24 protein-coding genes and 1 riboswitch are annotated in these 22,913 nt (G+C 55.9%); of the genes, 12 read left to right on the top strand and 12 right to left on the bottom strand.

Features of this window, described 5'->3' with window-relative positions; all coding sequences use genetic code 11:
- Positions 1-32: 32 nt before the first annotated feature.
- Genes CWM66_RS04960 through bioA form a run of 3 tightly spaced genes read right to left on the bottom strand, consistent with a single transcriptional unit; the run spans position 33 to position 2,687 of the window.
- Complete coding sequence (locus CWM66_RS04960; RefSeq protein ID WP_107146297.1) at positions 33-884, bottom strand: AraC family transcriptional regulator; 852 nt, start codon at positions 882-884, stop codon at positions 33-35.
- Positions 885-887: 3 nt separating this feature from the next.
- Entirely contained in the window at positions 888-1,364 is a 477-nt protein-coding gene (locus tag CWM66_RS04955) for a kinase inhibitor (RefSeq protein ID WP_035885946.1), read from the bottom strand.
- 36 nt (positions 1,365-1,400) lie between these two features.
- The gene (gene bioA, locus CWM66_RS04950) at positions 1,401-2,687 is read right to left on the bottom strand and encodes an adenosylmethionine--8-amino-7-oxononanoate transaminase (RefSeq protein WP_007373954.1); all 1,287 of its coding nucleotides are present in this window, start codon (positions 2,685-2,687) and stop codon (positions 1,401-1,403) included.
- Between the two features lie 86 nt (positions 2,688-2,773).
- On the opposite strand from bioA, the gene bioB reads away from it, so the two are divergent.
- Genes bioB through bioD form a run of 4 tightly spaced genes read left to right on the top strand, consistent with a single transcriptional unit; the run spans position 2,774 to position 6,416 of the window.
- Complete coding sequence (gene bioB / locus CWM66_RS04945) at positions 2,774-3,814, top strand: biotin synthase BioB (RefSeq protein WP_035885944.1); 1,041 nt, start codon at positions 2,774-2,776, stop codon at positions 3,812-3,814.
- A complete protein-coding gene (bioF, locus tag CWM66_RS04940) occupies positions 3,811-4,965 on the top strand; it encodes an 8-amino-7-oxononanoate synthase (RefSeq protein WP_107146296.1) in 1,155 nt (384 codons plus the stop codon). The genes bioB and bioF overlap by 4 nt, the downstream gene beginning before the upstream one ends.
- Entirely contained in the window at positions 4,952-5,701 is a 750-nt protein-coding gene (gene bioC, locus CWM66_RS04935) for a malonyl-ACP O-methyltransferase BioC (protein WP_035943226.1), read from the top strand. The genes bioF and bioC overlap by 14 nt, the downstream gene beginning before the upstream one ends.
- Positions 5,694-6,416, top strand: a complete 723-nt coding sequence (bioD, locus tag CWM66_RS04930) for a dethiobiotin synthase (RefSeq protein ID WP_035885941.1) — start codon at positions 5,694-5,696, stop codon at positions 6,414-6,416. The genes bioC and bioD overlap by 8 nt, the downstream gene beginning before the upstream one ends.
- Here bioD and CWM66_RS04925 read toward each other — a convergent pair.
- Positions 6,358-7,080, bottom strand: a complete 723-nt coding sequence (locus tag CWM66_RS04925) for an ABC transporter ATP-binding protein (protein ID WP_035885939.1) — start codon at positions 7,078-7,080, stop codon at positions 6,358-6,360. The two genes, bioD and CWM66_RS04925, sit on opposite strands and share 59 nt — an antisense overlap.
- 751 nt (positions 7,081-7,831) lie before the next feature.
- Here CWM66_RS04925 and uvrB point away from each other — a divergent pair.
- Positions 7,832-9,853 carry an excinuclease ABC subunit UvrB gene (gene uvrB, locus CWM66_RS04915; protein WP_007373960.1) on the top strand — a complete coding sequence of 674 codons (2,022 nt, stop codon included), beginning with the start codon at positions 7,832-7,834 and terminating at the stop codon, positions 9,851-9,853.
- A gap of 106 nt (positions 9,854-9,959) precedes the next feature.
- Here the strand turns inward: uvrB and pmrB are convergent, their stop codons facing one another.
- The 4 genes from pmrB to yvcK all read right to left on the bottom strand — a co-directional run bounded on the left by pmrB (position 9,960) and on the right by yvcK (position 14,415).
- Entirely contained in the window at positions 9,960-11,087 is a 1,128-nt protein-coding gene (gene pmrB, locus CWM66_RS04910) for a two-component system sensor histidine kinase PmrB (protein WP_090397247.1), read from the bottom strand.
- Positions 11,088-11,090: 3 nt separating this feature from the next.
- Positions 11,091-11,762, bottom strand: a complete 672-nt coding sequence (pmrA, locus tag CWM66_RS04905; protein ID WP_007373962.1) for a two-component system response regulator PmrA — start codon at positions 11,760-11,762, stop codon at positions 11,091-11,093.
- The gene (gene eptA, locus CWM66_RS04900) at positions 11,759-13,402 is read right to left on the bottom strand and encodes a phosphoethanolamine transferase EptA (RefSeq protein WP_107146464.1); all 1,644 of its coding nucleotides are present in this window, start codon (positions 13,400-13,402) and stop codon (positions 11,759-11,761) included. The genes pmrA and eptA overlap by 4 nt, the downstream gene beginning before the upstream one ends.
- Positions 13,403-13,506: 104 nt before the next feature.
- Positions 13,507-14,415, bottom strand: a complete 909-nt coding sequence (gene yvcK, locus CWM66_RS04895; RefSeq protein ID WP_007373964.1) for a uridine diphosphate-N-acetylglucosamine-binding protein YvcK — start codon at positions 14,413-14,415, stop codon at positions 13,507-13,509.
- A gap of 227 nt (positions 14,416-14,642) precedes the next feature.
- A riboswitch (molybdenum cofactor riboswitch) is annotated at positions 14,643-14,801 on the top strand.
- Between yvcK and moaA the strand changes: the two genes are divergently transcribed.
- The 6 genes from moaA to CWM66_RS04865 all read left to right on the top strand — a co-directional run bounded on the left by moaA (position 14,789) and on the right by CWM66_RS04865 (position 18,255).
- Positions 14,789-15,778, top strand: a complete 990-nt coding sequence (gene moaA / locus CWM66_RS04890) for a GTP 3',8-cyclase MoaA (RefSeq protein WP_007373965.1) — start codon at positions 14,789-14,791, stop codon at positions 15,776-15,778. It overlaps the preceding riboswitch by 13 nt.
- Positions 15,779-15,795: 17 nt before the next feature.
- Entirely contained in the window at positions 15,796-16,308 is a 513-nt protein-coding gene (gene moaB, locus CWM66_RS04885; protein WP_035885936.1) for a molybdenum cofactor biosynthesis protein B, read from the top strand.
- Between the two features lie 3 nt (positions 16,309-16,311).
- Positions 16,312-16,797 (top strand): cyclic pyranopterin monophosphate synthase MoaC, encoded by a 486-nt coding sequence (gene moaC / locus CWM66_RS04880; protein ID WP_007373967.1) that lies wholly within the window; start codon positions 16,312-16,314, stop codon positions 16,795-16,797.
- Entirely contained in the window at positions 16,790-17,035 is a 246-nt protein-coding gene (gene moaD / locus CWM66_RS04875) for a molybdopterin synthase sulfur carrier subunit (RefSeq protein ID WP_007373968.1), read from the top strand. Before moaC ends, moaD begins: the two co-directional genes overlap by 8 nt.
- A gap of 1 nt (position 17,036) precedes the next feature.
- On the top strand, positions 17,037-17,489 hold the full coding sequence (gene moaE / locus CWM66_RS04870) for a molybdopterin synthase catalytic subunit MoaE (protein WP_107146295.1): 453 nt from the start codon (positions 17,037-17,039) through the stop codon (positions 17,487-17,489).
- A 58-nt stretch (positions 17,490-17,547) separates the two neighbouring features.
- Positions 17,548-18,255, top strand: a complete 708-nt coding sequence (locus CWM66_RS04865) for a Bax inhibitor-1/YccA family protein (protein ID WP_071920511.1) — start codon at positions 17,548-17,550, stop codon at positions 18,253-18,255.
- A gap of 74 nt (positions 18,256-18,329) precedes the next feature.
- On the opposite strand, the gene CWM66_RS04860 is transcribed toward CWM66_RS04865, so the two are convergent.
- From CWM66_RS04860 to CWM66_RS04850, 3 genes are read right to left on the bottom strand one after another with little or no spacing between them, the layout of a single operon-like run.
- Entirely contained in the window at positions 18,330-19,298 is a 969-nt protein-coding gene (locus CWM66_RS04860) for a lysylphosphatidylglycerol synthase domain-containing protein (protein WP_071920512.1), read from the bottom strand.
- Positions 19,298-20,542: a cardiolipin synthase ClsB gene (gene clsB / locus CWM66_RS04855; RefSeq protein WP_007373972.1), complete on the bottom strand. Its 1,245-nt coding sequence runs from the start codon at positions 20,540-20,542 to the stop codon at positions 19,298-19,300. Before clsB ends, CWM66_RS04860 begins: the two co-directional genes overlap by 1 nt.
- Positions 20,539-21,300, bottom strand: coding sequence for an endonuclease/exonuclease/phosphatase family protein (locus tag CWM66_RS04850; RefSeq protein ID WP_071920513.1), 762 nt, complete (start codon positions 21,298-21,300; stop codon positions 20,539-20,541). The genes clsB and CWM66_RS04850 overlap by 4 nt, the downstream gene beginning before the upstream one ends.
- A gap of 132 nt (positions 21,301-21,432) precedes the next feature.
- Between CWM66_RS04850 and CWM66_RS04845 the strand changes: the two genes are divergently transcribed.
- Complete coding sequence (locus tag CWM66_RS04845; RefSeq protein ID WP_107146294.1) at positions 21,433-21,843, top strand: YbhQ family protein; 411 nt, start codon at positions 21,433-21,435, stop codon at positions 21,841-21,843.
- On the opposite strand, the gene CWM66_RS04840 is transcribed toward CWM66_RS04845, so the two are convergent.
- Complete coding sequence (locus tag CWM66_RS04840; protein WP_107146293.1) at positions 21,805-22,911, bottom strand: ABC transporter permease; 1,107 nt, start codon at positions 22,909-22,911, stop codon at positions 21,805-21,807. The two genes, CWM66_RS04845 and CWM66_RS04840, sit on opposite strands and share 39 nt — an antisense overlap.
- Positions 22,912-22,913 lie beyond the last annotated feature (2 nt).

Raw genomic sequence — 22,913 nt, 5'->3', positions numbered from 1 at the left:
GTCGTAAAAAGCCCATCTTCGGAGAAGCGCATTCAGCGGGATAGAACGTTTGTGCACTGGCGCTGGAAGGTGGCGGGAGAGAGGCGATACGCGCGCTGGAACCATCGGCCAAGGTGGCTTTGATCGGCAAAACCCACCTGCGCCGCCACCTGCGCTGGCTCCAGCCCGTGCGCCAGCAAGGCTCTGGCAGTGCGCAAGCGCAGGCGCACCAGATACGCGTGCGGCGTCTGGCCAAAGGCTTTCTGAAATTGTCTGCTCAGGCGAAAACGGTCAATACCGCAGTGCGCCGAAAGCGCGTCCAGCCCGATATCGTCCGCCATGTGGTCATGCAGCATCTCTTTCACCTGCTGCATACGCAGCACGGTTTCATCCGGCGGCAGGGCGGTTTTGCCATCAATATGGCGGGTGAGCAGCTTCATGAGATGATCCAGACTCTGATCGCGGGCGAGACGGCCTTCATGATGATGAATGGCAAAAAATGCCTGCTGAATGGCGTGGATCAGCATGTTGTCATCGGTCAGGGTGTTACGAAAGGCCGCTTCGATTTGCGATACGTCTCTGTGTCCGCGCTGTTGCAGCATGGTGGTGACCCACTGTTGCGGCAGGTAAAGCATCGCATAGGTGAAGCCATTTTCGTCCGGCGCATGTCCGTCATGCACCGCGCCCGGCTCAATCAAAATCGCGCGGCCGGGGCGGCTGGTATGCAACTCGCGGTGGCAGTTAAAACGTTGCACGCCCTGCTGGGTCACGCCCACCAGCACTTCATCATGATCGTGCGGATCGTAGGCGTGCCCGGTAAAGTGGGCGCTGACGCTCTCAATGCCGGTTTCCTGCTCGCGGCGAAAATCCACCCAGTCGCCGGATGCACTACGTTGCGCGCACATGAATTAGCTGAACATCGCCGTAATGCTGGCGCTGGCGAGTTTATGAAAATGGACATTAAAACCGACCATCGCACCGCTGGCATTTTCATCCACCTCCAGATGGTCCACATCGAGGGCGTAAACGGTAAAAATGTAGCGATGGGTTTCGCCTTTCGGCGGCGCAGCGCCACCGTAACCGGCTTTACCGAAATCGGTGCGCGTCTGAATCGCGCCTTCCGGCAATTCAGCGACGCCGGAACCGGCGCCCTGCGGCAGAACGCGCGTATCGGCAGGCAGGTTGGCGATAATCCAGTGCCACCAGCCGGAGCCGGTCGGCGCATCCGGGTCATAGCAGGTGACGACAAAACTTTTGGTTCCGGCAGGGACATCGTCCCATGCCAGATGCGGGGAGAGGTTGTCGCCATCGTAGCCCATGCCGTTAAACACATGGCGATGCGGCAGTTTTTCGCCGTCGCGTAAATCGTGACTGATAAGCTTCATTACGGGCTCCTCTGTTCGTTCAGGCTGAAGTGTAGCCTATGCGAACAGATCGCTGCGTGCAACGGCGTGATTCACCGCGCCGGTCAGTCGCGACAACTGCTCTGGCGTAATGATATACGGCGGCATTAGATAGATGAGCTTGCCAAAGGGCCGGATCCACACCCCTTGTTCAACGAAGAAACGCTGTAGCGCCGCCATATTTACCGGTGAGCGGGTCTCCACCACGCCAATTGCGCCGAGCACGCGAACGTCTGCCACCGTGGCGGCTTGCGCCGCAGGCGCCAGTTCTTCTTTGAGCTGGGCTTCAATGGTCGCAACCTGCTTGCGCCATTCGCCGCTCTCAAGTAGCGTCAGGCTGGCGGCGGCTGCCGCGCAGGCCAGCGGGTTGCCCATAAATGTCGGGCCGTGCATAAAGCAGCCCGCTTCGCCGTTGCTGATGGTTTCGGCGACCTGGCGCGTGGTCAGGGTGGCGGAGAGCGTCATCGTGCCGCCGGTCAGCGCTTTGCCGAGGCACAGAATGTCCGGCGCGATGCCCGCATGTTCACAGGCAAACAGTTTGCCTGTGCGGCCAAAGCCAGTGGCAATTTCGTCAGCAATCAGCAAAATGCCTTCACGATCGCACATCTTGCGTATGCGTTTCAGCCACTCCGGGTGATACATGCGCATGCCGCCCGCGCCCTGCACGATGGGCTCGAGGATCACGGCCGCGATCTCATGGCGATGCGCCGCCATCAGCCGGGCAAACGCCACCATATCAAGCTCGTCCCATTCACCGTCGAAGCGGCTTTGCGGCGCAGGCGCAAACAGGTTCTCCGGCAGATAGCCCTTCCACAAGCTGTGCATGGAGTTGTCCGGATCGCAGACCGACATTGCACCAAAGGTATCGCCGTGGTAGCCGTTGCGGAAGGTAAGAAAACGCTGTCGCGCTTCGCCTTTTGCCTGCCAGTATTGCAACGCCATCTTCATCGCCACTTCCACGGCCACCGAGCCGGAATCTGCCAGGAACACACACTCCAGCGCTTCGGGCGTCATCGCGACCAGCTTGCGACAGAGGTCGATCGCCGGTTGATGCGTTATGCCGCCGAACATCACATGCGAAACCGCATCAATCTGCGCTTTCATCGCCGCATTCAGCGCCGGATGACCATAGCCATGAATCGCCGCCCACCAGGAGGACATACCGTCAACCAGTCGCTCGCCGCTGCTGAGTTGAATCTCGCAGCCTTGCGCGGATTGCACCGGGTAAACCGGCAGGGGAGAGGTCATTGACGTATACGGGTGCCAGATATGGCGCTGGTCAAAAGCGAAATCGTCTGCGGTCATAATCGACTTGTAAACCAAATTAAAAAGTTTTAGGTTTACAAGTCTACACCGAATCAAAAATTAACAACACCCTTTGGAGACGCCCGATGGCTCACCACGCACGCTGGACAATGTCGCAAGTTACCGCCCTGTTTGAAAAACCATTCCTTGAACTGCTGTTTGAAGCGCAGCAGGTTCACCGCCAGCACTTTGATCCGCGCCAGGTTCAGGTCAGTACGCTGCTGTCGATCAAGACCGGCGCCTGCCCGGAAGATTGTAAATATTGCCCGCAGAGCGCGCGCTACAAAACCGGGCTGGAATCCGAGCGGCTGATGGAAGTGGAGCAGGTGCTGGAATCGGCGCGACAGGCGAAACTCGCCGGATCAACGCGTTTTTGTATGGGCGCAGCCTGGAAAAATCCGCACGATCGCGACATGCCGTACCTTGAAAAAATGGTTGAAGGGGTCAAAGCGATGGGGATGGAAGCCTGTATGACGCTTGGCACGCTGAATGAAAACCAGGCGCAGCGCCTTGCCAGCGCCGGGCTGGATTACTACAACCACAACCTCGACACCTCGCCGGAGTTTTACGGCAATATCATCACCACCCGCACCTACCAGGAGCGCCTCGACACGCTGGATAAAGTGCGCGAAGCCGGGATCAAAGTCTGCTCGGGCGGCATTGTCGGGCTGGGGGAAACGGTGAAAGATCGCGCCGGTCTGCTGCTGCAACTGGCGAATCTGCCCACGCCGCCGGAGAGCGTGCCGATTAACATGCTGGTGAAGGTCAAAGGCACGCCGCTGGCCGATAATGACGATGTCGATGCCTTCGATTTTATCCGCACCATCGCCATTGCCCGCATTATGATGCCCACTTCCCATGTGCGCCTTTCTGCCGGTCGCGAACAAATGAACGAACAGACCCAGGCGCTGTGTTTTATGGCCGGGGCGAACTCCATTTTCTACGGCTGCAAACTCCTGACCACGCCGAACCCGGAAGAGGATAAAGATCTGCAACTGTTCCGCAAACTGGGGCTGAACCCGCAGCAGACAGAAGTGCTGAATGGCGATAACGAACAGCAACAGCAGATTGAGCAGCAACTGCTGCACGCCGATACGGAGCAATTCTACAACGCGGCAGCGCTATGAGCTGGCAACAGCGTATTGATGCCGCGTTGAGCGAACGCCGCGCGGCAGATGCCCTGCGCTCGCGACAGACGGTGGCACAAGGCGCAGGACGCTGGCTGACGGTCGGTGAGCGGCGTTTTTGTAACTTCTCCAGCAATGATTACCTCGGCTTAAGCCAGCATCCGGCGGTGGTGCGTGCCTGGCAGCAGGGCGCGGAACGCTATGGCGTGGGCAGCGGCGGTTCGGGGCACGTCAGCGGCCACACCGTGGCGCATCAGGCGCTGGAAAGCGAGCTGGCCGAATGGCTGGGATACCCGCGCGCGCTGCTGTTTATCTCTGGCTTTTCCGCCAATCAGGCGACGATCGCCGCACTGACCGGTAAAGAGGATCGCATTGTCGCCGACAAGCTGAGCCACGCGTCGTTGCTGGAAGCGGCCAGCCACAGTCCGGCGCAGTTGCGGCGTTTTGCGCACAACGGTGTGGCGCAGATGCGAACGCTACTGGCAAAGCCCATTGACGGCCAGCAACTGGTGGTCACCGAAGGCATTTTCAGTATGGATGGCGACAGCGCGCCGCTGGCGGAAATCGCCCAGGCGGCACGTGAAGCGCAGGCGTGGCTGATGGTTGACGACGCGCACGGCACCGGCGTGGTGGGTGAGCAGGGGCGCGGCAGTTGCCATCTGCATGGCATAAAACCTGAGATATTGATTGTTACCTTTGGCAAAGGCTTCGGCGTCAGCGGCGCGGCAGTGCTGTGCAGCGAAACGGTTGCCGACTATTTGCTGCAATTCGCCCGTCATCTGATTTACAGCACCGCAATGCCACCTGCGCAGGCAATGGCGCTCAGCGCGGCATTGCGGGTGATCCGCAGTGATGAGGGCGAGCAACGCCGGGCAATGCTGGCGGCGCTGATCGCACGTTTTCGCCACGGCGCGGCGCAACTGCCGATGACGCTGGCAGATTCAGAGAGCGCGATTCAGCCGCTCATCGTCGGTGATAACGCGCGCGCCCTGCGTCTGGCGGAGCGTCTGCGTCAGCAGGGTTGCTGGGTGACAGCGATTCGTCCGCCGACCGTACCGCCGGGCACCGCGCGCCTGCGCCTGACGCTGACGGCGGCTCACCTGGCGGAAGATATTGATAGTCTGCTGGAGGCGTTATATGGCGGTGAATAAACGCGCCGTTGCCGCCGCATTTGGCCGTGCGGCGCAAAGTTACGCTCACCACGACGCATTGCAGCGGCTAAGTGCCGATCTGCTGCTGAAACAACTGGGCGAAATCACCCCGGCAAACGTTCTTGATGCTGGTTGCGGCCCTGGCACCATAAGCCGTTACTGGCGCGGGCTGGGCAGTAATGTGACGGCACTGGATCTCTCGGCCACTATGCTGGATGAAGCGCGTCGACAGCAAAGCGCTGCTCGTTATCTGCTGGGGGATATCGAAGCGCTGCCTCTGGTGGATGCACAGTTCTCACTGGTGTGGAGCAACCTCGCCGTGCAGTGGTGTGATGACTTACGCCAGGCCATCAGCGAACTCTGTCGCGTGACGCAACCCGGCGGTCTTGTGGCATTTACCACACTGGTGGAAGCTTCGTTGCCGGAATTGAATCAAGCCTGGCGGGCGGTGGACGATCAGCCGCATGCCAATCGCTTTTTATCCCTTCCGGCAATCGAACAGGCTTTAGCGGGCTGGTCGTTACGCAGCGGTGTCGAGAGCATCACCTTGCACTTTGATGATGCCGCCCGCGCGCTGCGGTCGCTGAAAGGCATTGGCGCGACACATTTACACGACGGCAGGCAGCAGGGGCTGACGCGGGGCAAACTGCAACGCCTGCAACTCGCCTGGCCGCAGCAGCAGGGGAAATGTCCCCTGACGTATCATCTTTTTTGGGGAGTTATCACGCGTGATTGAACGCTATTTTGTCACCGGCACGGATACTGAAGTGGGGAAAACCGTCGCCAGTTGCGCACTGCTACAGGCGGCAAACCTGCGCGGTTTGCGCAGTGCAGGGTATAAACCGGTTGCATCTGGTAGTGAAATGACGGCGCAGGGGCTGCGTAATAGCGACGCGCTGGCGTTGCAGCAGCATAGTAGTTTGCCGCTGGATTATAAAACCGTGAACCCTTACACCTTCGCGGAACCGACCTCGCCGCATATTGTCAGCGCCGAACTGGGCGAACCGATTGACGCCGCTGTGATGTCTGCCGGGTTACGCACGCTGGAAACGCAAGCAGAGTGGCTGCTGGTGGAAGGGGCGGGCGGCTGGTTTACGCCGCTTTCAGAAACGTTCACCTATGCCGACTGGGTTATTCAGGAGCAGTTGCCGGTGATTCTGGTGGTGGGCGTGAAATTGGGCTGTATCAACCACGCCATGCTGACAGCGCAAGCGGTTCGCCAGGCAGGATTAAGGCTGGCGGGCTGGATTGCTAACGATGTGGTGGCGCCAGGCGCGCGTCACCGGGAGTATATGGCGACGCTGCGGCGCGTGATGCAGGCTCCACTGATTGGTGAAATCCCCTGGTTTGCACACGCGCCCGAAAAAGAAAAAACAGGCCATTTTCTCGATCTCAGCGTACTGACTCCCGTGTCATCCAGTGTGACAGCATCTGATCATCCAGTTGTCTGACATCTCCCTGCGCGACGTTGCGTCCCCGGTGCAACAGACAAAAACGGTCGGCTACCCGGCGAATGAATGAGAGATGCTGCTCGGCCAGTAAAATGGTCATGCCGAATTCCTGGTTCAGCCGTACGATCAGGTTACCCAGTTTATGGATAAACGCCTGGCCCAGCCCGCGCGTCGGCTCATCAAGCAGGAGCAATCGCGGGCGGGTGACCAGCGCCCGCGCCATCGCCAGTTGTTGCTGGTTATCCTCTGACAGCTCTGCGCCACGTACCGGACGCAGCGTATACAGCTCAGGGAACAGGTCGTAAATATCGCGCCCCATGACGCTTCCCGGCTCGCCGACTGCACGCATGGCAATATGCAGGTTCTCCTCCACGGTCAATTGCGAAAAGATGCGCCGGTCCTGCGGCACATAGCCAATTCCCATTGCGCTGCGGTGCTCTGCCTGAATATTCAGCAGATCGCACGGTGGTGCGCCTGCTTCCTGCCAAATCATGCTGCCGCTCTCAATGGGTAAATAACCGGAAATGCAATTTATGAGTGTTGTTTTCCCCATTCCTGGCATGCCGATGATCGAATTACATACGCCCGGGGTTAAATCAAGATCAACATTCCATAACGTATGCTGATTACCGTAGTACTGGTTTACTGCGCGTAAGCTCAACATTGTCCGCTCCTTCTTACGGCTCTGGTGACCATTCCGTATTGCAAAAGGCTTGCCAGAAGCGAAAAAAGGCTTTTTTTTCGGATGCGGATGATAAAACTGCCGTTTAACACGCGGGAAAGAGAGAACGCAGGTAAATATCCTGCACTTTGCCAGTGCTACCAGTGTTGGGTTGTGGTGCAGCAAAGCGACAATTTGTGATTGGTCTCTCATGAGGATGACGTCTTTGTTTAGCTGATAATGAGCAAAAAGAAATGATAAAAATTTTTTAACGAAGAGTTGTTGGGTCTTGTTGGGAATTTGTCGGCTGGCGAGGTATACGGGCTGGCGGCAGTTATCCACTATTCCTGTGGATAACCTTGTGTATTAGAGTTAGAAAACGTGCGGCAAGCGAGAGCGGACGCGGCTTCCGTCTGAATTGGTGCGAAACCCGGCTTTTTGAATTAATTTTTATTTATCAATTGGTTATATAAAATCAATGGTTGTAAGAAAAGTGTCACTGGCTGCCACAAAACTTTCAAGGTGCGGCTTGACAATTGTTAAAAAGTGAAGATTCCTGGGGATAACCCTGCGGGTGTGGTGTTTTATCTTGTCGGGGGGGAAATTTAACGCGAAAACGCATTTCTTTATTGCGGGTAGACCAAATCAGCTAACCTGCTACTGTTTTTTCATCCAGTATTATTTATTGGCAAAAGTGAACAGGGTGAGTAAAATATGTTACCTGCTCGCTCATTCCTTCACCAGGTAGCCGTTCATGAGTAAACCGTTCAAACTGAATTCTGCTTTTCGTCCCTCCGGCGACCAGCCTGAGGCGATTCGTCGGCTTAAGGAAGGTCTGGAAGACGGCCTCGCGCACCAGACGCTGCTGGGGGTTACCGGCTCGGGTAAGACCTTTACCATCGCCAATGTCATTGCCGATCTGCAACGCCCTACGATGGTGCTGGCGCCGAACAAAACGCTGGCGGCGCAGTTGTATGGCGAAATGAAGGAGTTCTTCCCGGAAAACGCGGTGGAGTATTTCGTCTCCTACTATGACTACTACCAGCCGGAAGCCTATGTGCCCAGCTCAGACACCTTTATCGAAAAAGATGCCTCGGTGAACGAGCATATCGAGCAGATGCGCCTGTCAGCAACGAAGGCGCTGCTGGAACGCCGTGATGTGGTGGTCGTGGCGTCCGTTTCGGCCATCTATGGTCTGGGCGATCCGGATCTCTACCTGAAGATGATGCTCCATCTGACCAACGGCATGATTATCGACCAGCGTTCGATTCTGCGTCGTCTGGCAGAACTTCAGTACACCCGCAACGATCAGGCCTTCCAGCGCGGGACGTTTCGCGTGCGTGGGGAAGTGATTGATATCTTCCCGGCGGAATCGGATGACCTGGCGCTGCGCGTCGAGTTGTTCGACGAAGAAGTAGAGCGTCTGTCGCTGTTTGACCCGCTCACCGGGCATGTGGAATCGACGGTTCAGCGCTTTACCATTTACCCGAAAACGCACTACGTGACGCCGCGCGAGCGTATCGTGCAGGCGATGGAAGAGATTAAAGATGAGCTGGCAGAACGGCGTAAAACGCTGCTGGCGAACAATAAGCTGCTGGAAGAGCAGCGTCTCAGCCAGCGCACGCAGTTCGATCTGGAGATGATGAACGAGCTGGGCTACTGCTCCGGCATCGAAAACTACTCGCGCTATCTCTCCGGGCGCGGCCCTGGCGAGCCGCCGCCAACGCTGTTTGATTACCTGCCAGCCGATGGCCTGTTAGTGATCGACGAATCCCACGTCACCATCCCGCAAATCGGCGGGATGTTCCGTGGCGACCGGGCGCGTAAAGAGACACTGGTGGAGTACGGTTTCCGTCTGCCGTCGGCGCTGGACAACCGTCCGCTGAAATTTGAAGAGTTTGAAGCGCTGGCGCCGCAGTCTATCTATGTTTCGGCGACGCCGGGCAATTACGAGCTGGAGAAATCCGGCGATGAAGTGATTGACCAGGTGGTACGTCCGACAGGTTTGCTGGATCCCATCATCGAAGTGCGCCCGGTCGCTACGCAGGTTGACGATCTGCTGTCGGAAATCCGCATCCGCGCGGCCATTAATGAGCGCGTGCTGGTGACGACATTGACCAAGCGTATGGCGGAAGATCTCACCGAATATCTGGAAGAGCACGGTGAACGGGTGCGTTATCTGCACTCTGATATTGATACGGTTGAACGTATGGAAATTATCCGCGACCTGCGTCTCGGCGAGTTTGATGTGCTGGTGGGCATCAACCTGCTGCGCGAAGGGCTGGATATGCCGGAAGTGTCGCTGGTGGCGATTCTGGATGCGGACAAAGAGGGCTTCCTGCGTTCGGAGCGTTCACTGATTCAGACCATTGGCCGCGCAGCGCGTAACATCAACGGGAAAGCGATTCTGTACGGCGATAAGATCACGCCATCGATGGCGAAAGCAATCGGTGAAACCGAACGCCGCCGCGAAAAACAGCACGCTTATAACGTTGAGCACGGCATAACGCCGCAGGGCCTGAACAAGAAGGTGGTGGATATTCTGGCGATGGGCGAAGGGCTGGCGAAAACGCGTGCGAAAGGGCGTGGCAAAACCCGCACCCCGGCGCAGGTGGAAGCGGCAGAACTGGCGCTGACGCCGAAAGCGCTGCAACAGAAAATCCACGAGCTGGAAGGGCTGATGATGCAGCATGCGCAGAATCTGGAATTCGAAGAGGCGGCGCAGGTACGCGATCAATTGCACCAGCTACGTGAACTGTTTATTGTCGCATCTTAATGTTTGCTTAACCTACTCCTGACACACTGCCCCCACTATTCTGGAGGGCAGTGTCATGCAGCAGTTTAACGTTCGTGAATTTTTAGCCGTCGCCTTCGCACTGGCATTAGTGATCGGTTTCGCTCATCTGTGGGTGCTGAGCTACTGATGGTAAATGGCGGGCGGCCGGAAGAAATTTAATCCACGCCCGTACACCGGATTGCGTAAGGCGGTTGTGCAAAAAGAACTGTGCGTCATGAAGCTGTGCGATGCGCGACACGATGCTTAACCCCAGCCCGGTTCCGCCGTAACGGCTGTCCATGCGGACAAACGCTTTGCTCAGTTCTCCGCTGCGGCTCTCATCAATGCCCGGACCTTCATCCTCCACGGCCAGCACTGGCGTAGCAGCCGGTTCGATGCGTATCGTAATGACCGAACCTTCCGGGCTGTAGCGGTACGCGTTCTCCACCAGATTTCTCACCAGCAACCTTAACAGCGTGGCATCGCCGGAGACGGCAATATCGGCGTCAATTTCCGGCACCGCCAGCGTTTGCTTACGCCCGGCGAGCATGGCTTCCAGCTCGCTGCGAATGGGCGCTACTACGTCGGCCATCAGCCGTACCTGCTGATAACTGCCTGCCGAAAAAGACTGCCCGACGCGGGCAAGCAGCAGCAACTGCGCAATGTTTTCCGTCATCTGTTCGAGCCGCTGTACCAACGGCTCGACGTTGATGCCGTTGGTTTTTGCCATCAGCTCCAGGTGCAGCCGTAGCCCGGCCAGCGGCGTGCGTAGCTCATGCGCCACATCCGCTGTAAATAATCGCTCACGATCCAGCGTGAGCGTCAGCCGTGAGACGAGGTCGTTAATCGATGTCGTAACAGCTTCCACTTCGCTGACGCTGTTGTTTAACGTAATCGGTTGCAGGTTGTTCGGCGTACGTTTATTAAGCTCTTCCTGCAACTCCAGCAGCGGGCGGGTAATGGCTTTGACCGCCTGCATACAAAGCAGCAACGCCAGCCCGATAATCAGCAGGCTTGGCACCAGCAGGCTGGCGACCGCCTCGCGGACTTCATGTTCAATATGTTTACGGTTGTTATGGTTGTGGAGCGCGGCCTGCACCAGTAACTGGATTTGCTCTTCACTTTCATGCCACAGCCAGAACACACTGACCAACTGGCAAAACACCAGAATCCCGCCGATGGTCAGCAGCAGACGGCGGCGCATGCTCCAGTGGCTGAAATTGAAAAACGCCATTGATTACTCCCGGTGTTGCGGCTGAACCAGCATGTAGCCAAACCCGCGGACGGTACGAATGCGCGACTTGCCGATTTTGTCGCGCAGATTATGAATATGGACTTCCAGCGTATTGGTCGAGGGCTCGTTGTCCCAGTTGTAGATATCGTTATAGAGAATTTCCCGGTGCACCGGGCTGTCGGCTTTCAGCATCAGGCGCGAAAGCAGGGCGTACTCTTTCGGCGTCAGATCCAGCAACTGGTTGTCCAGCCACGCCTGGCGGCGGGTGACATTCAGCGTCAGATTACCGTGGGTGATTTCGTTTTCGCCCTGATTATGATGACGGCGCAGCAGCGCGCGGATACGGGCATTCAGTTCATCCAGCGCGAAGGGTTTGACCAGGTAATCGTCTGCGCCGGTATCCAGCCCGGCGACGCGATCTTCCAGCGTATCGCGGGCGGTGAGAATCAGCACTGGCTGGGTATATTTTTCGCGCCGCAAACGGGTGAGCAGATGTAATCCGTCTTCATCGGGCAGACCAAGATCGAGCACGATCAGGCTGTAGTGGCCATTCGCCAGGCACAACACCGCTTCGTGCGCGGTGGATACGCCATCGCAGGCATATCCTTCGCTTTGCATCGCCAGAATCAACCCCTGCAACAGCAGGGCATCGTCTTCAACCACCAGAATCTTCATTTCGCCTGCTCCCGGCACGACGTTAAAATATCGTCTTCAGCACGGTACTCTTTCGTGCTGACCCCCAGTATACCCAACATTGTCGGGAAGAGGTTGTCCTGCGAAACCGCCTTCTCCCGCGCATTTTTTTGCAGGCACTGGTTATTCACGCTGTAGCGTTTCTGGTAGTCATCGGACAACCAGATCAGCATCGGAATATGTTTTTGTGTTTCTGGTGCGATGGAATAAGGCAGACCGTGCAAATAGACGCCATTTTCACCCAATGATTCACCATGATCGGAGAGATAAACCAGGCTGGTGGTAAATCTGTCCTGTTTGGATTGCAATAATTTAATCGCTTTATCAACAATATAGTCGATATACAAAATGGTATTGTCGTAGGTATTTACCAGTTGCTGCTGTGAGCAGCCCTGAATTTCGTTGGTATCACAGGTTGGCGTAAATTTGCGGAACTGCGCCGGATAGCGGTTGTAATAAGTCGGCCCGTGGCTACCAATGGTATGCAAAACGATAATGCCGTCGCCCTGTAATTTGTCGATATAGCTGGCGAGATCGTGGAATAAGATCTCATCCTGGCATTCACCCTTAATGCAATATTCCGCCAGGTTTAACTGCGTCACATCCTGGTGAGGCACGCGATCGCAGGCGCCTTTACAACCGCCGTCATTTTCATTCCATAAAACCTGAATACCGGCGCGTTGGATAATATCCAGCAGCCCTTCCTGATGGTGGGCAAGCTGATCGTCGTAATGCTCCCGCGTCATCCCCGAAAACATGCACGGGACCGAGACAGCGGTGGCGGTGCCGCAGGATGTCGCGTTCGGAAAGTAAATAACATTATCCTGTTTTATCAGCGGGTTAGTTTCGCGTTCATAACCACCAAGCGAGAAATTCGCCGCGCGGGACGTTTCACCCACGACCAGTATGGTCAGGTTCTTACGCGGACCATTTTTCATTTCCGGGCGTTGCTGAGCATCTTCGCCAATACGCACCAGCGGCAAATTATCCATGCGATTATGGGAATACCAGGACAGAGACGCCACAATGGAGTTGGACGGGCTGAGAGATTTCACCAACTCTTTATTATTGCGGAATAGCGAGGCGTAATCTTTATAAAACAGCAGCGCCACCAGCACGATAAGCAGCGCAGAAATAACGATACTGACCGCACGATACGCGATGCTGCGCAGCGCGGATTGTGCCGGTTTAATTTTAATAAACCAGGCAATGAGTACCGGCATGATGGCAGTCAGTAAAATCGTCAGCACCATTTTTGTCGACATCAGGGCGAAACTTTCCGCTGGCGTGGTGTCGAGAATATTGGTGATCATCGAGCGGTCAATGACGATGCCAAAGGTCGAAATAAAATATTGCGCTGCCGCGCTGACCAGCACAAATACTGTGATAACGGGGCGTTCAAGAAAGAAGAATGACGCCAGTGACAGCACGATATTGATCACGCTGAACGCCACCACTGGCATAGACAGAAACACCAGCCAGTTACGCAGCGAGTTTACCGGTAATAGCGTAAAAGCCTGGTGATAGAAAACGATATTCAGCGCCAGCGCAATATAGAGTGCGAACAGAATAATAAACTGAAGACGGCTTAACGCCGGCCGACGAAGGTGAAGCATACGTATTCTCGGGTCCTGCAAAGGAAAGTAGCGCTATGCTGACAGGCGTTTTTTAAGACAACCTTAAGAAATTAATTAATGCAGCGGCGAGTAAAAAAGCCGCCGAAAAGTTAACCCAGTTGCTGTACCGCCTTTTCCAGCGCGGCGCGCAGCAGATGACGATCGTGGCGATAGGGAATATCGCCAGCTTCCAGTACTTCCTGAATAATTAATCTTTCAGTGACGGCGCTGACATTCACTTTCGGCCCGACCACCACGGCATCGATAATCTTTCTGCCGACATATTGTTCCATGATGGCCAGTTTATCGGCGAGCGACAGGCTGGCGGCGGCGGGGCTGAGCTCTTTCCCCAGATTGCTGATAAACACAACTGGCGCGGGCGTGCGGCGCAGCGCCTGAGCTAACTCTTCCAGCAGCAACAGCGGCAGCAGACTGGTGTAAAAGCTGCCGGGACCGATGAGAATCAAATCCGCTTCGGCAATCGCCTGTATGGCTTCCCGGGTGGCGGATACCCTGGGAAACAGCATTAATTCCTGAATCGGCGCATGAAGCTGGTCGATATTCACTTCACCATACACCTGATGCCCTTCACTGTCGGTGGCCATTAAATCGACAGGCTGTTCCGACATGGGAATTAAAAAGGCATCCACTTTTAATAAATTACGAATTAAATTGATGGCCTCTAAAGGCCGCACGCTCAGGTGATCCAGTGCTTTTAACATCAGATTTCCGAGGTTATGCCCGGAAAGTTCACCATTACCGCTAAAACGGTACTCAAACATCGCCGAGGCGACGCTCGGCTCGGTGATTAATTGGTTCAAACAGTTGCGCATATCGCCCCAGGCAATGCCGCCTTCTGAGCGGCGAATTCGCCCGGTAGAACCACCATTATCGGTAGTGGTTACAATGCCGGTGAGACGCGATCCCAGCGACGCAAGCGAAGACATCACACGCCCCAGACCATGCCCGCCGCCGAGTGCGACAACACGATCCAGATCTGCCAGTGTGCGATTACGCATAGTGATTCCTTAGTAAGATTTACCGCGCTACGTTAGCCTAAATACCACCAAAAGACGATGCCTCGCTGAGTGGAAAATGACACATATCAATGCAAAAACGCGATTTTCTCGTACTCTGTAGCGAAAGTGCGCGATCATGGCGCTATATATAAATATATATAGCGATATTCATGATGGCGAAAAGGATTCTCCCGCGCTACTATCGCCATAAGCAATTTTAGCGTTACTGACAAAACATACACTCTAGCCTCTTCGTCTACGTTTCCGGTTAACCGTGAAATATGACGATTTGGCCGTAGCAAAACCGGCAACGGTTTTCGCTGCCAGGGTGCAGGAAGAAATGACTGCATCTCCCGTATTTGGAAAGGTGTACATGCCCTCACAACTTACTGATGCGTTCGCGCGTAAGTTTTATTACTTGCGTTTGTCGATCACGGATGTGTGCAACTTTCGTTGCACCTACTGCTTGCCTGACGGTTACAAGCCGGGCGGCGTCAACAACAATGGCTTTCTCAGCGTCGATGAAATTCGCCGTGTCACGCGCGCTTTCAGTGCCATGGGCACCGAAAAAGTGCGCCTGACGGGCGGAGAACCATCACTGCGCCGGGATTTCCCCGACATCATCGCCGCCGTCCATGAAAACGCCGCTATTCGCCAGATCGCGGTGACAACCAACGGCTATCGGCTGGCGCGCGACGTTGCGCTGTGGCGCGATGCCGGGCTTACCGCCATCAATGTCAGCGTTGACAGCCTCGATGCCCGCCAGTTTCATGCGATTACCGGGCAGGATAAATTCCGCCAGGTGATGGACGGCATCGACGCCGCGTTTGCTGCCGGTTTCGCCAAAGTCAAAGTGAACACCGTGCTGATGCGCGATGTGAATCATCACCAGCTCGATACCTTTCTGGCGTGGATCAAATCGCGTCCTATCCAGCTGCGCTTTATCGAACTGATGGAGACCGGCGAGGGCAGCGAGCTGTTCCGCAATCATCACATCTCCGGCATGGTGCTGCGCGACGCGCTGCTCAAACGCGGCTGGATCCACCAGTTGCGCCAGCGCAGCGACGGTCCGGCGCAGGTGTTCTGCCACCCGGACTACGTCGGTGAAATCGGTCTTATCATGCCGTATGAAAAAGATTTCTGCGCCAGTTGCAACCGCCTGCGCGTCTCCTCCACGGGCAAACTGCATTTATGCCTGTTCGGTGATGGCGGTGTGAATCTGCGTGACCTGATGCAGGACGATGCGCAGCAAACGATGCTGGAGCAACGCATTGCCGTCGCGCTGACGCATAAAAAGCAGACGCACTTCCTGCATGATGGCAACACGGGCATTACGCAAAACCTTTCATACATTGGCGGCTAAGCCGCAAGGAGAATGAGATGAGCCAGGTCAGCGCTGAATTTATTCCGCTCAGGCTTGCTATTTTGACGGTGTCAAACCGTCGTGGTGAAGAGGACGATACCTCCGGTCACTGGCTGCGCGACGCCGCGCACGATGCCGGTCATCAGCTGGTGGCGAAAGCGATTGTCAAAGAGAACCGCTACGCGATCCGTGCGCAGGTCTCCGCGTGGATCGCCAGCGACGACGTGCAGGTGGTGCTGATCACCGGCGGCACGGGTCTGACCGAAGGCGATCAGGCACCAGAAGCGCTGCTGCCGCTGTTCGATCGCGAAGTTGAGGGGTTTGGCGAAGTGTTCCGCATGCTCTCTTTCGAAGAGATCGGCACCGCGACATTGCAGTCCCGCGCGGTAGCTGGTATTGCCAACAGGACGCTGATTTTCGCCATGCCTGGTTCGACAAAAGCCTGTCGCACCGCCTGGGAAAATATCATTGCGCCACAGCTTGATGCGCGCACGCGTCCGTGTAATTTCCATCCTCATCTTAAGAAGTAAGCTATGTCACAACTGACCCATATTAATGCCGAGGGTGAAGCGCATATGGTGGATGTTTCCGCCAAGGCCGAAACCGTTCGTGAAGCGCGCGCAGAAGCGTTTGTCACTATGCAGGCCCGCACGCTGGCGATGATTGTCGAAGGCAGCCACCACAAAGGCGACGTGTTTGCCACCGCGCGTATTGCGGGCATTCAGGCGGCGAAACGCACCTGGGAGCTAATCCCGCTGTGCCACCCGTTACTGCTGAGCAAAGTGGAAGTCCAGTTGCAGGCGCAGCCGGAGCACAACCGTGTGCGCATCGAAGCGGTCTGCCGTCTGAGCGGTAAAACCGGCGTCGAAATGGAAGCGCTGACGGCGGCTTCGGTTGCCGCGCTGACTATCTACGATATGTGTAAAGCCGTGCAGAAAGATATGGTGATTGGCCCGGTGCGCCTGCTGGAAAAAAGTGGCGGTAAATCGGGAGATTTTAAGGTGCAACACGATGATTAATGTTCTTTTCTTTGCGCAGGTACGCGAACTGATCGGCTGCGACAGCCTGGTCTCTGAGACAGTTTTCCCGTCCGTTGAAGCGCTGCGCCAGCATCTGGCGACAAAGAGCGATCGCTGGGCGCTGGCGCTCGAAGAGGGCAAGCTGCTGGCGGCGGTGAACCAGACGCTGGTCAGCTTCGATCACCCATTAAGCAGCGGTGATGAAGTGGCGTTTTTCCCGCCGGTCACCGGAGGCTGAAATGAGCGAAACGCGAATTTGTGTCGAGCGCGCGGCATTTAACGTCGGAGAAGAGTACAGCTGGCTGGCGGCGAATGATGAAGATGGCGCCGTGGTAACTTTTACCGGCAAAGTGCGCAACCACAATCTCGGCGACAGCGTCAGCGCATTAACGCTGGAGCACTATCCGGGCATGACTGAAAAATCGCTGGCTTCAATCGTTGAAGAAGCGCGCAGCCGCTGGCCGCTTGGCCGCGTAACGGTTTATCACCGCGTCGGAGAACTCTGGCCGGGCGATGAAATCGTGTTTGTCGGCGTCGCCAGCGCCCATCGCAGCAGTGCCTTTGATGCCGGGCAATTTATTATGGATTACCTGAAAACCCGCGCGCCGTTCTGGAAGCGTGAAGCCACCGCGGATGGCGATCGCTGGGTTGAAGCCCGCGACAGCGATAAGCAGGCTGCACAGCGTTGGTAATTCATTGAACCGGGATGTGTTAACCTTAGTAATGTAATCCCATCTATCAGGAGTGACTATGGACCGTTATCCTCGTTCTGATTCTATCGTCCAGCAGAGCCGCACCGGGCTTCAGACCTATATGGCGCAGGTCTATGGCTGGATGACCTGCGGCCTGCTGCTCACCGCTTTTGTCGCATGGTATGCGGCTGGTAATGATGCAATCATGGCGCTAGTTTTTTCCAGCCAGATTACCTTTTTTGGGCTGATTATCGCGCAGCTGGCGCTGGTGTTTGTGCTTTCCGGGTTGATTCAGCGTTTGAGTGCGGGCATGGCGACCACGCTATTTATGCTCTATTCCGCACTGACCGGGCTGACGCTTTCCAGCATATTGCATATTTACACAACTGAATCTATTGGCGCGACCTTTGTGGTAACCGCCGGTATGTTTGGTGCGATGAGCCTGTACGGTTACACCACCAAACGGGATCTCAGCGGTTTCGGCAATATGCTGTTTATGGGGCTGATTGGCATTGTGCTTGCTTCGCTGGTGAATTTCTGGCTGAAAAGTGAAGCGCTGATGTGGGCGGTGACCTATATCGGCGTGGTGATTTTTGTTGGCCTGACGGCGTATGACACGCAGAAGCTAAAAAACATTGGCGAGCAGATCGATACGCGTGATGCTTCGCTGCTGCGTAAGTATTCCATCCTCGGCGCACTGACGCTGTATCTCGACTTTATCAACCTGTTCCTGATGCTGTTGCGCATTTTCGGCAACCGCCGTTGATTTGACAGTCGCCATCAGGCAAATCGCCTGATGGCGCTACGTTTTGCTCATCCCGCGAGCCACCATCTCATCAATCAGCTCACTTTCTCCATCGCGCGTTCATTTTTCTCCCGCAGTTTCTTCGCCCGGCTCTCCAGCGCCAGATAACCGATCAGCGCCAGCAGCAGCGGCAGAAAATAGTAAAGCACGCGATAAGCGAGCAGGGCCGCGATAATGGTTCCCTGCGCCACATGTTCACCCGCCAGCAGAGCGATAAATACCGCTTCCAGCACGCCGATACCCGCCGGAATATGCACAATTACTCCGGCAATACTGCTTACCAGCAGCACGCCGAGCACAAAAAAGAAATCCGCTTTCATGCCCAGCAGCAGCCAGATAATCGCACCCATCGCTATCCAGTTGGCGCTGGAGATCACTAACTGGGCGACGGCGAATTTCCATGAAGGCAGCACCAGTTTATGGCCTTTCACCGTCAGATGACGGCGCTTAGCGAAAGCGCAGCACCACAAATAGCCGATAATCACCAGCAGCAGCACCACACCCACAATGCGCAGCGTGCGTTCATCGATATACCAGTGTGCCGGGATCTGCACCACGCCAAAGGTAAAGATCACACCGCCCAATAAGATGTAGCCCAGCCAGTTGGTGGTAATACTGAGTGAGAAAATCCGCGTGATCGTGCTGCCTGGCAGCCCAAGGCGTGAATAGAGCCGGTAGCGCATGCCGATACCGCCAACCCAGGTACTGAGCGTCAGGTTAAAGGCATAACAGATAAACGACACCAACATCACCTGGCGTTTCGCCAGTTTATGCCCACAGTAAGCGCGGCCGAGCAGATCATAAAACCCGTACAGTACATAGCTGACAATCACCAGCGCGACGGCGCTAAGCAACGCGGTGCGGTTGTAGTCGCGAATCACTTGCCAGACATCGTCCCAGTTGACCTTCTGCGCGTAGAGCACCAGCAGCACGGCCACAGCGATAAAAAACAGCATCGTCAGGATCTTTTTCGCCAGCCGCCAGCGAGGATGGGATTTCTTCATCAGGGTTTCACCCCCGAATGTTCTGTTTCCGCGCGATCCTGGGTCTCGATTTCCGGCTGGACGGGCGGTTTCACCTGGGCCAGTTGCGGCGTATGCGCAGGAAGCCAGCCGGCCATGGCCGGAAAATGGCGTAAGAAGTGGAACACGACAATGCTCTTACCGAGGTTCCACCAGGTGCGCTTCGGCGCCATTGATTCGTCCACCCGCACGCAGTCCTCGCGAATAATGGCCTGCAAATTGTCGCGTAACGTCTGGTTAAATTCACGATCATGGATAATCAGGTTAGCCTCCAGATTCAGCGACAAACTGAGTGGATCGAGATTGCTGGAACCGACCGTTGCCCAGTGATCGTCCATCAATGCCACTTTGCCGTGCAGCGGGCGGCGGCGATATTCATACACCTGAACGCCGCCTTTCAGCAGATAGTTGTACAACAGCTCCGCGCCGACTTTGACAATCGGCATATCCGGCTCGCCCTGCACAATCAGCTTCACCGAGACACCGCGCCGGGCAGCGTTGCGCATGGCGTGCAGCAGGCGATAACCGGGGAAGAAGTAGGCGTTGGCAATAATCACTTCGCGGCGGGCGTTGGCCAGCATCTTCAGATAATGGCGTTCAATATCGTCGCGATGATCGTTATTATCGCGCCAGATAAACAGCGCCTGCGCTTCACCGGGCGTACGGTTCTCTTCCGGGCGATGGCGTCGGCGCTGCCACCAGCGTTTTGCCGGCGCGTTATCCGGCAGATTCTCCAGCTCAAATTGCAGAATATCTTCCACAATCGGCCCTTCGACGCGCACGGCGTAATCCTGCTTGGCTTCCGGGCCATAGCTGGTGAGATGTTCTGCTGAGTAGTTAATGCCGCCAACGAAAGCTACGGTGTTATCGATCACCACAATTTTACGGTGCATGCGGCGAAAGAGATTGGTGCGCATACCGAGCAGGCGCGGGCGCGGATCGTAATAGCGGAATACCACGCCAGCGGTGGTCAGCTCGTTGACAAACGGTTCGCTTAAATCCGGCGAACCGTAACCATCCAGCAGCACTTCGATGTTGATGCCGCGACGGGCAGCCCGTAGCAGCACCTGCTGCAACTGGCGGCCAACGTTATCCTCAAACCAGATAAAGGTTTCCAGAATGACGCGTTGCTGCGCATGATCGATGGCGTCATACAGCGCCGGATAGTAGTTGTCGCCGTTTTCCAGCAACTGAATACGGTTGCCTTCCCGCCAGGTGCATTTCATAGGTGGATCTCCGCGCTCAGTGGGGCGTGATCGGAAAGGTGTCGCCAGTTACGCAGCGGCAGCGCGGTCGGCGCGCTGGCATTGGCGTTTTTCACATAGATCCGATCGAGCCTCAACAATGGCAGTGCGACCGGGAAAGTACGGGCAGGGCGGCCGTGAGCGCGGGTGAAAATCTCCTCCAGCCCGGCCTGCGTCTTCAGCGGGTGATTGGCTTTTTGCCGCCAGTCATTAAAGTCGCCTGCCACCACGACGGGTTCGCCTTCGGGCAGCGCATTCACCCACTCTGCCAGCATAGTAAGCTGCGCCTGGCGATGGGCTTCCCGCAGACCAAGATGAACGCAAATGACATGTAATGAATGGCCGAGATCCGGTGGCGTAATGCGGCAGTAGAGCAGGCCGCGTTTTTCGCTGCCATCAACTGAAACATCACGATTTTCAAAGTGTTCGATCGGATAGCGGGAAAGCACCGCATTTCCGTGATGCCCTTCGGGATAAACCGCGTTACGTCCGTAGGCGTAATCGCTCCACATGGTATCAGCAAGAAATTCATAGTGGGTGGTGTCCGGCCAGTTCTCCACATGCAGTGGATGCACTTCGTGGGCGCCCATCACTTCTTGCAGGCAGACGATATCCGCGCTGACGGTCCGTACCGCGTCACGCAGCTCAGGCAAAATAAAGCGCCGGTTAAACGCGGTAAAGCCTTTGTGGGTATTGATGGTGAGCACTTTCAATGAAAAATGTCGCGCGTGTTGGGTCATAATTCTCCTGCCAGCGTCACTCTCCTCGTGAAAATAAATTGTAGTCCCTGTCACAAATTGTGGCGGGGTTACGGAATTTTCCGTAAATCCGCGTACTCTTCAGAAAGACAAAAATTCTTCAGGAGAGAGGCCATGAAGTGGCAACAGCACATTCGTGATGTAACAGGCCTGAGTTGCTGGCAGATTATGTTGCATATGCTGATAGTCGCGCTGCTGGTGATGGGCTGGATGAGCGGTTCTCTGGTGCGCGTCGGTCTGAGCCTGTGCGTACTTTACGGTGTGTCCGTGCTGCTGATGCTGTTTCTCCAGCGCCACCACGATGCACGCTGGCGCGGCATCGGCGATGTGCTGGAAGAGTTGACTACCACCTGGTATTTCGGCGCGTCGCTGATCGTTATCTGGCTGCTTTCCCGCGTGTTGCCTAACCACTTTATTCTGGCCGCCGCCGGGCTGGTTATTCTTGCGGGTCCGGCGGTGGTCTCGCTGCTGACCAAAGAGCGTAAGTTAGGCAATATTTCTGCGAAACAGCGCATACGCCGCTGAACCGGTGATGGCCGCAATCACCACCAGCGGCCATAAACTCTGCCAGACAATCGTTAAGCTGGCATCCTTCAGATAAATCTCCTTGGTAATATCGGTAAAGTGCCGGATAGGGTTGGCCCAGGTCAAATCCTGCAACCAGACCGGCATGTTCTCCACCGGTGATACATAGCCCGACAGCAGGATCGCGGGCATCATAAAGACAAACACACCAATAAATGCCTGCTGCTGTGTGGCGCAAAGTGACGAAATCAGCAGGCCGAAACCCACCAGCGACAAGCCATAAATCAGCATTGAGAAATAGAACAGCAGCAGCGATCCGGCAAAGGGAATTTTATAGGCCAGAATACCGACGGAGAGCACAATCGTCGCCTGAAACGTTGCGACAATCAGCGCTGGCACGGCTTTGCCGACAAAAATTTGCCACGTTGACAGCGGCGAAACCAGTAGCTGATCCAGCGTGCCCTGTTCGCGTTCACGCGCCACCGACAGCGAGGTCACAATCATCACGCCGATGGTGGTGATCATGGCGATCAGCGACGGCACCACAAACCATTTGTAATCAAGATTCGGGTTGTACCAGTTGCGAATCACCAGCTCGCTGTTATTCGGTTTCTGCTGGCCGCTCAGCAGTTCCTGCTGATAATCCTGCACGATTTGTTGCAGATAATTGGCGGCGATTTGCGCACTGTTAGAGTTGCGCCCGTCGAGGATCAACTGCATTGGCGCGGTGATGCTGCTATCAAGATTGCGGGAAAAATCGGCCGGAAAACGCACTAACAACAATGCTTTCTGCGTATCGATGGTCGGGCGTATCTCCTGCGGGCTTTTCAGCAGCAGAATATGGGTAAAGGCTTTAGCGCGGGCAAAACGCTGCGTCAGCTCAACCGCATGTTTGCCGTTATCTTCGTTATAGATGGCGATAGTGGCGTTGGTCACTTCCAGCGTGGCGGCAAAGGGGAACAGCAGCACCTGCAACAGCACCGGCAGGATCAGAATGGCGCGGGTTTGCGGTTCGCGCAGTAACGACTGTAACTCTTTGCGGATAAGCGTCAGTAAACGGTGAAACATGG

The sequence above is a fragment of the Kosakonia sp. H7A genome (genome assembly GCF_003028445.1).
In the GTDB taxonomy this organism is placed as follows: domain Bacteria; phylum Pseudomonadota; class Gammaproteobacteria; order Enterobacterales; family Enterobacteriaceae; genus Kosakonia; species Kosakonia radicincitans.
The sequence above is the reverse complement of the archived record's forward strand: the minus strand, read 5'-3'. Positions and strand labels throughout refer to the sequence as shown.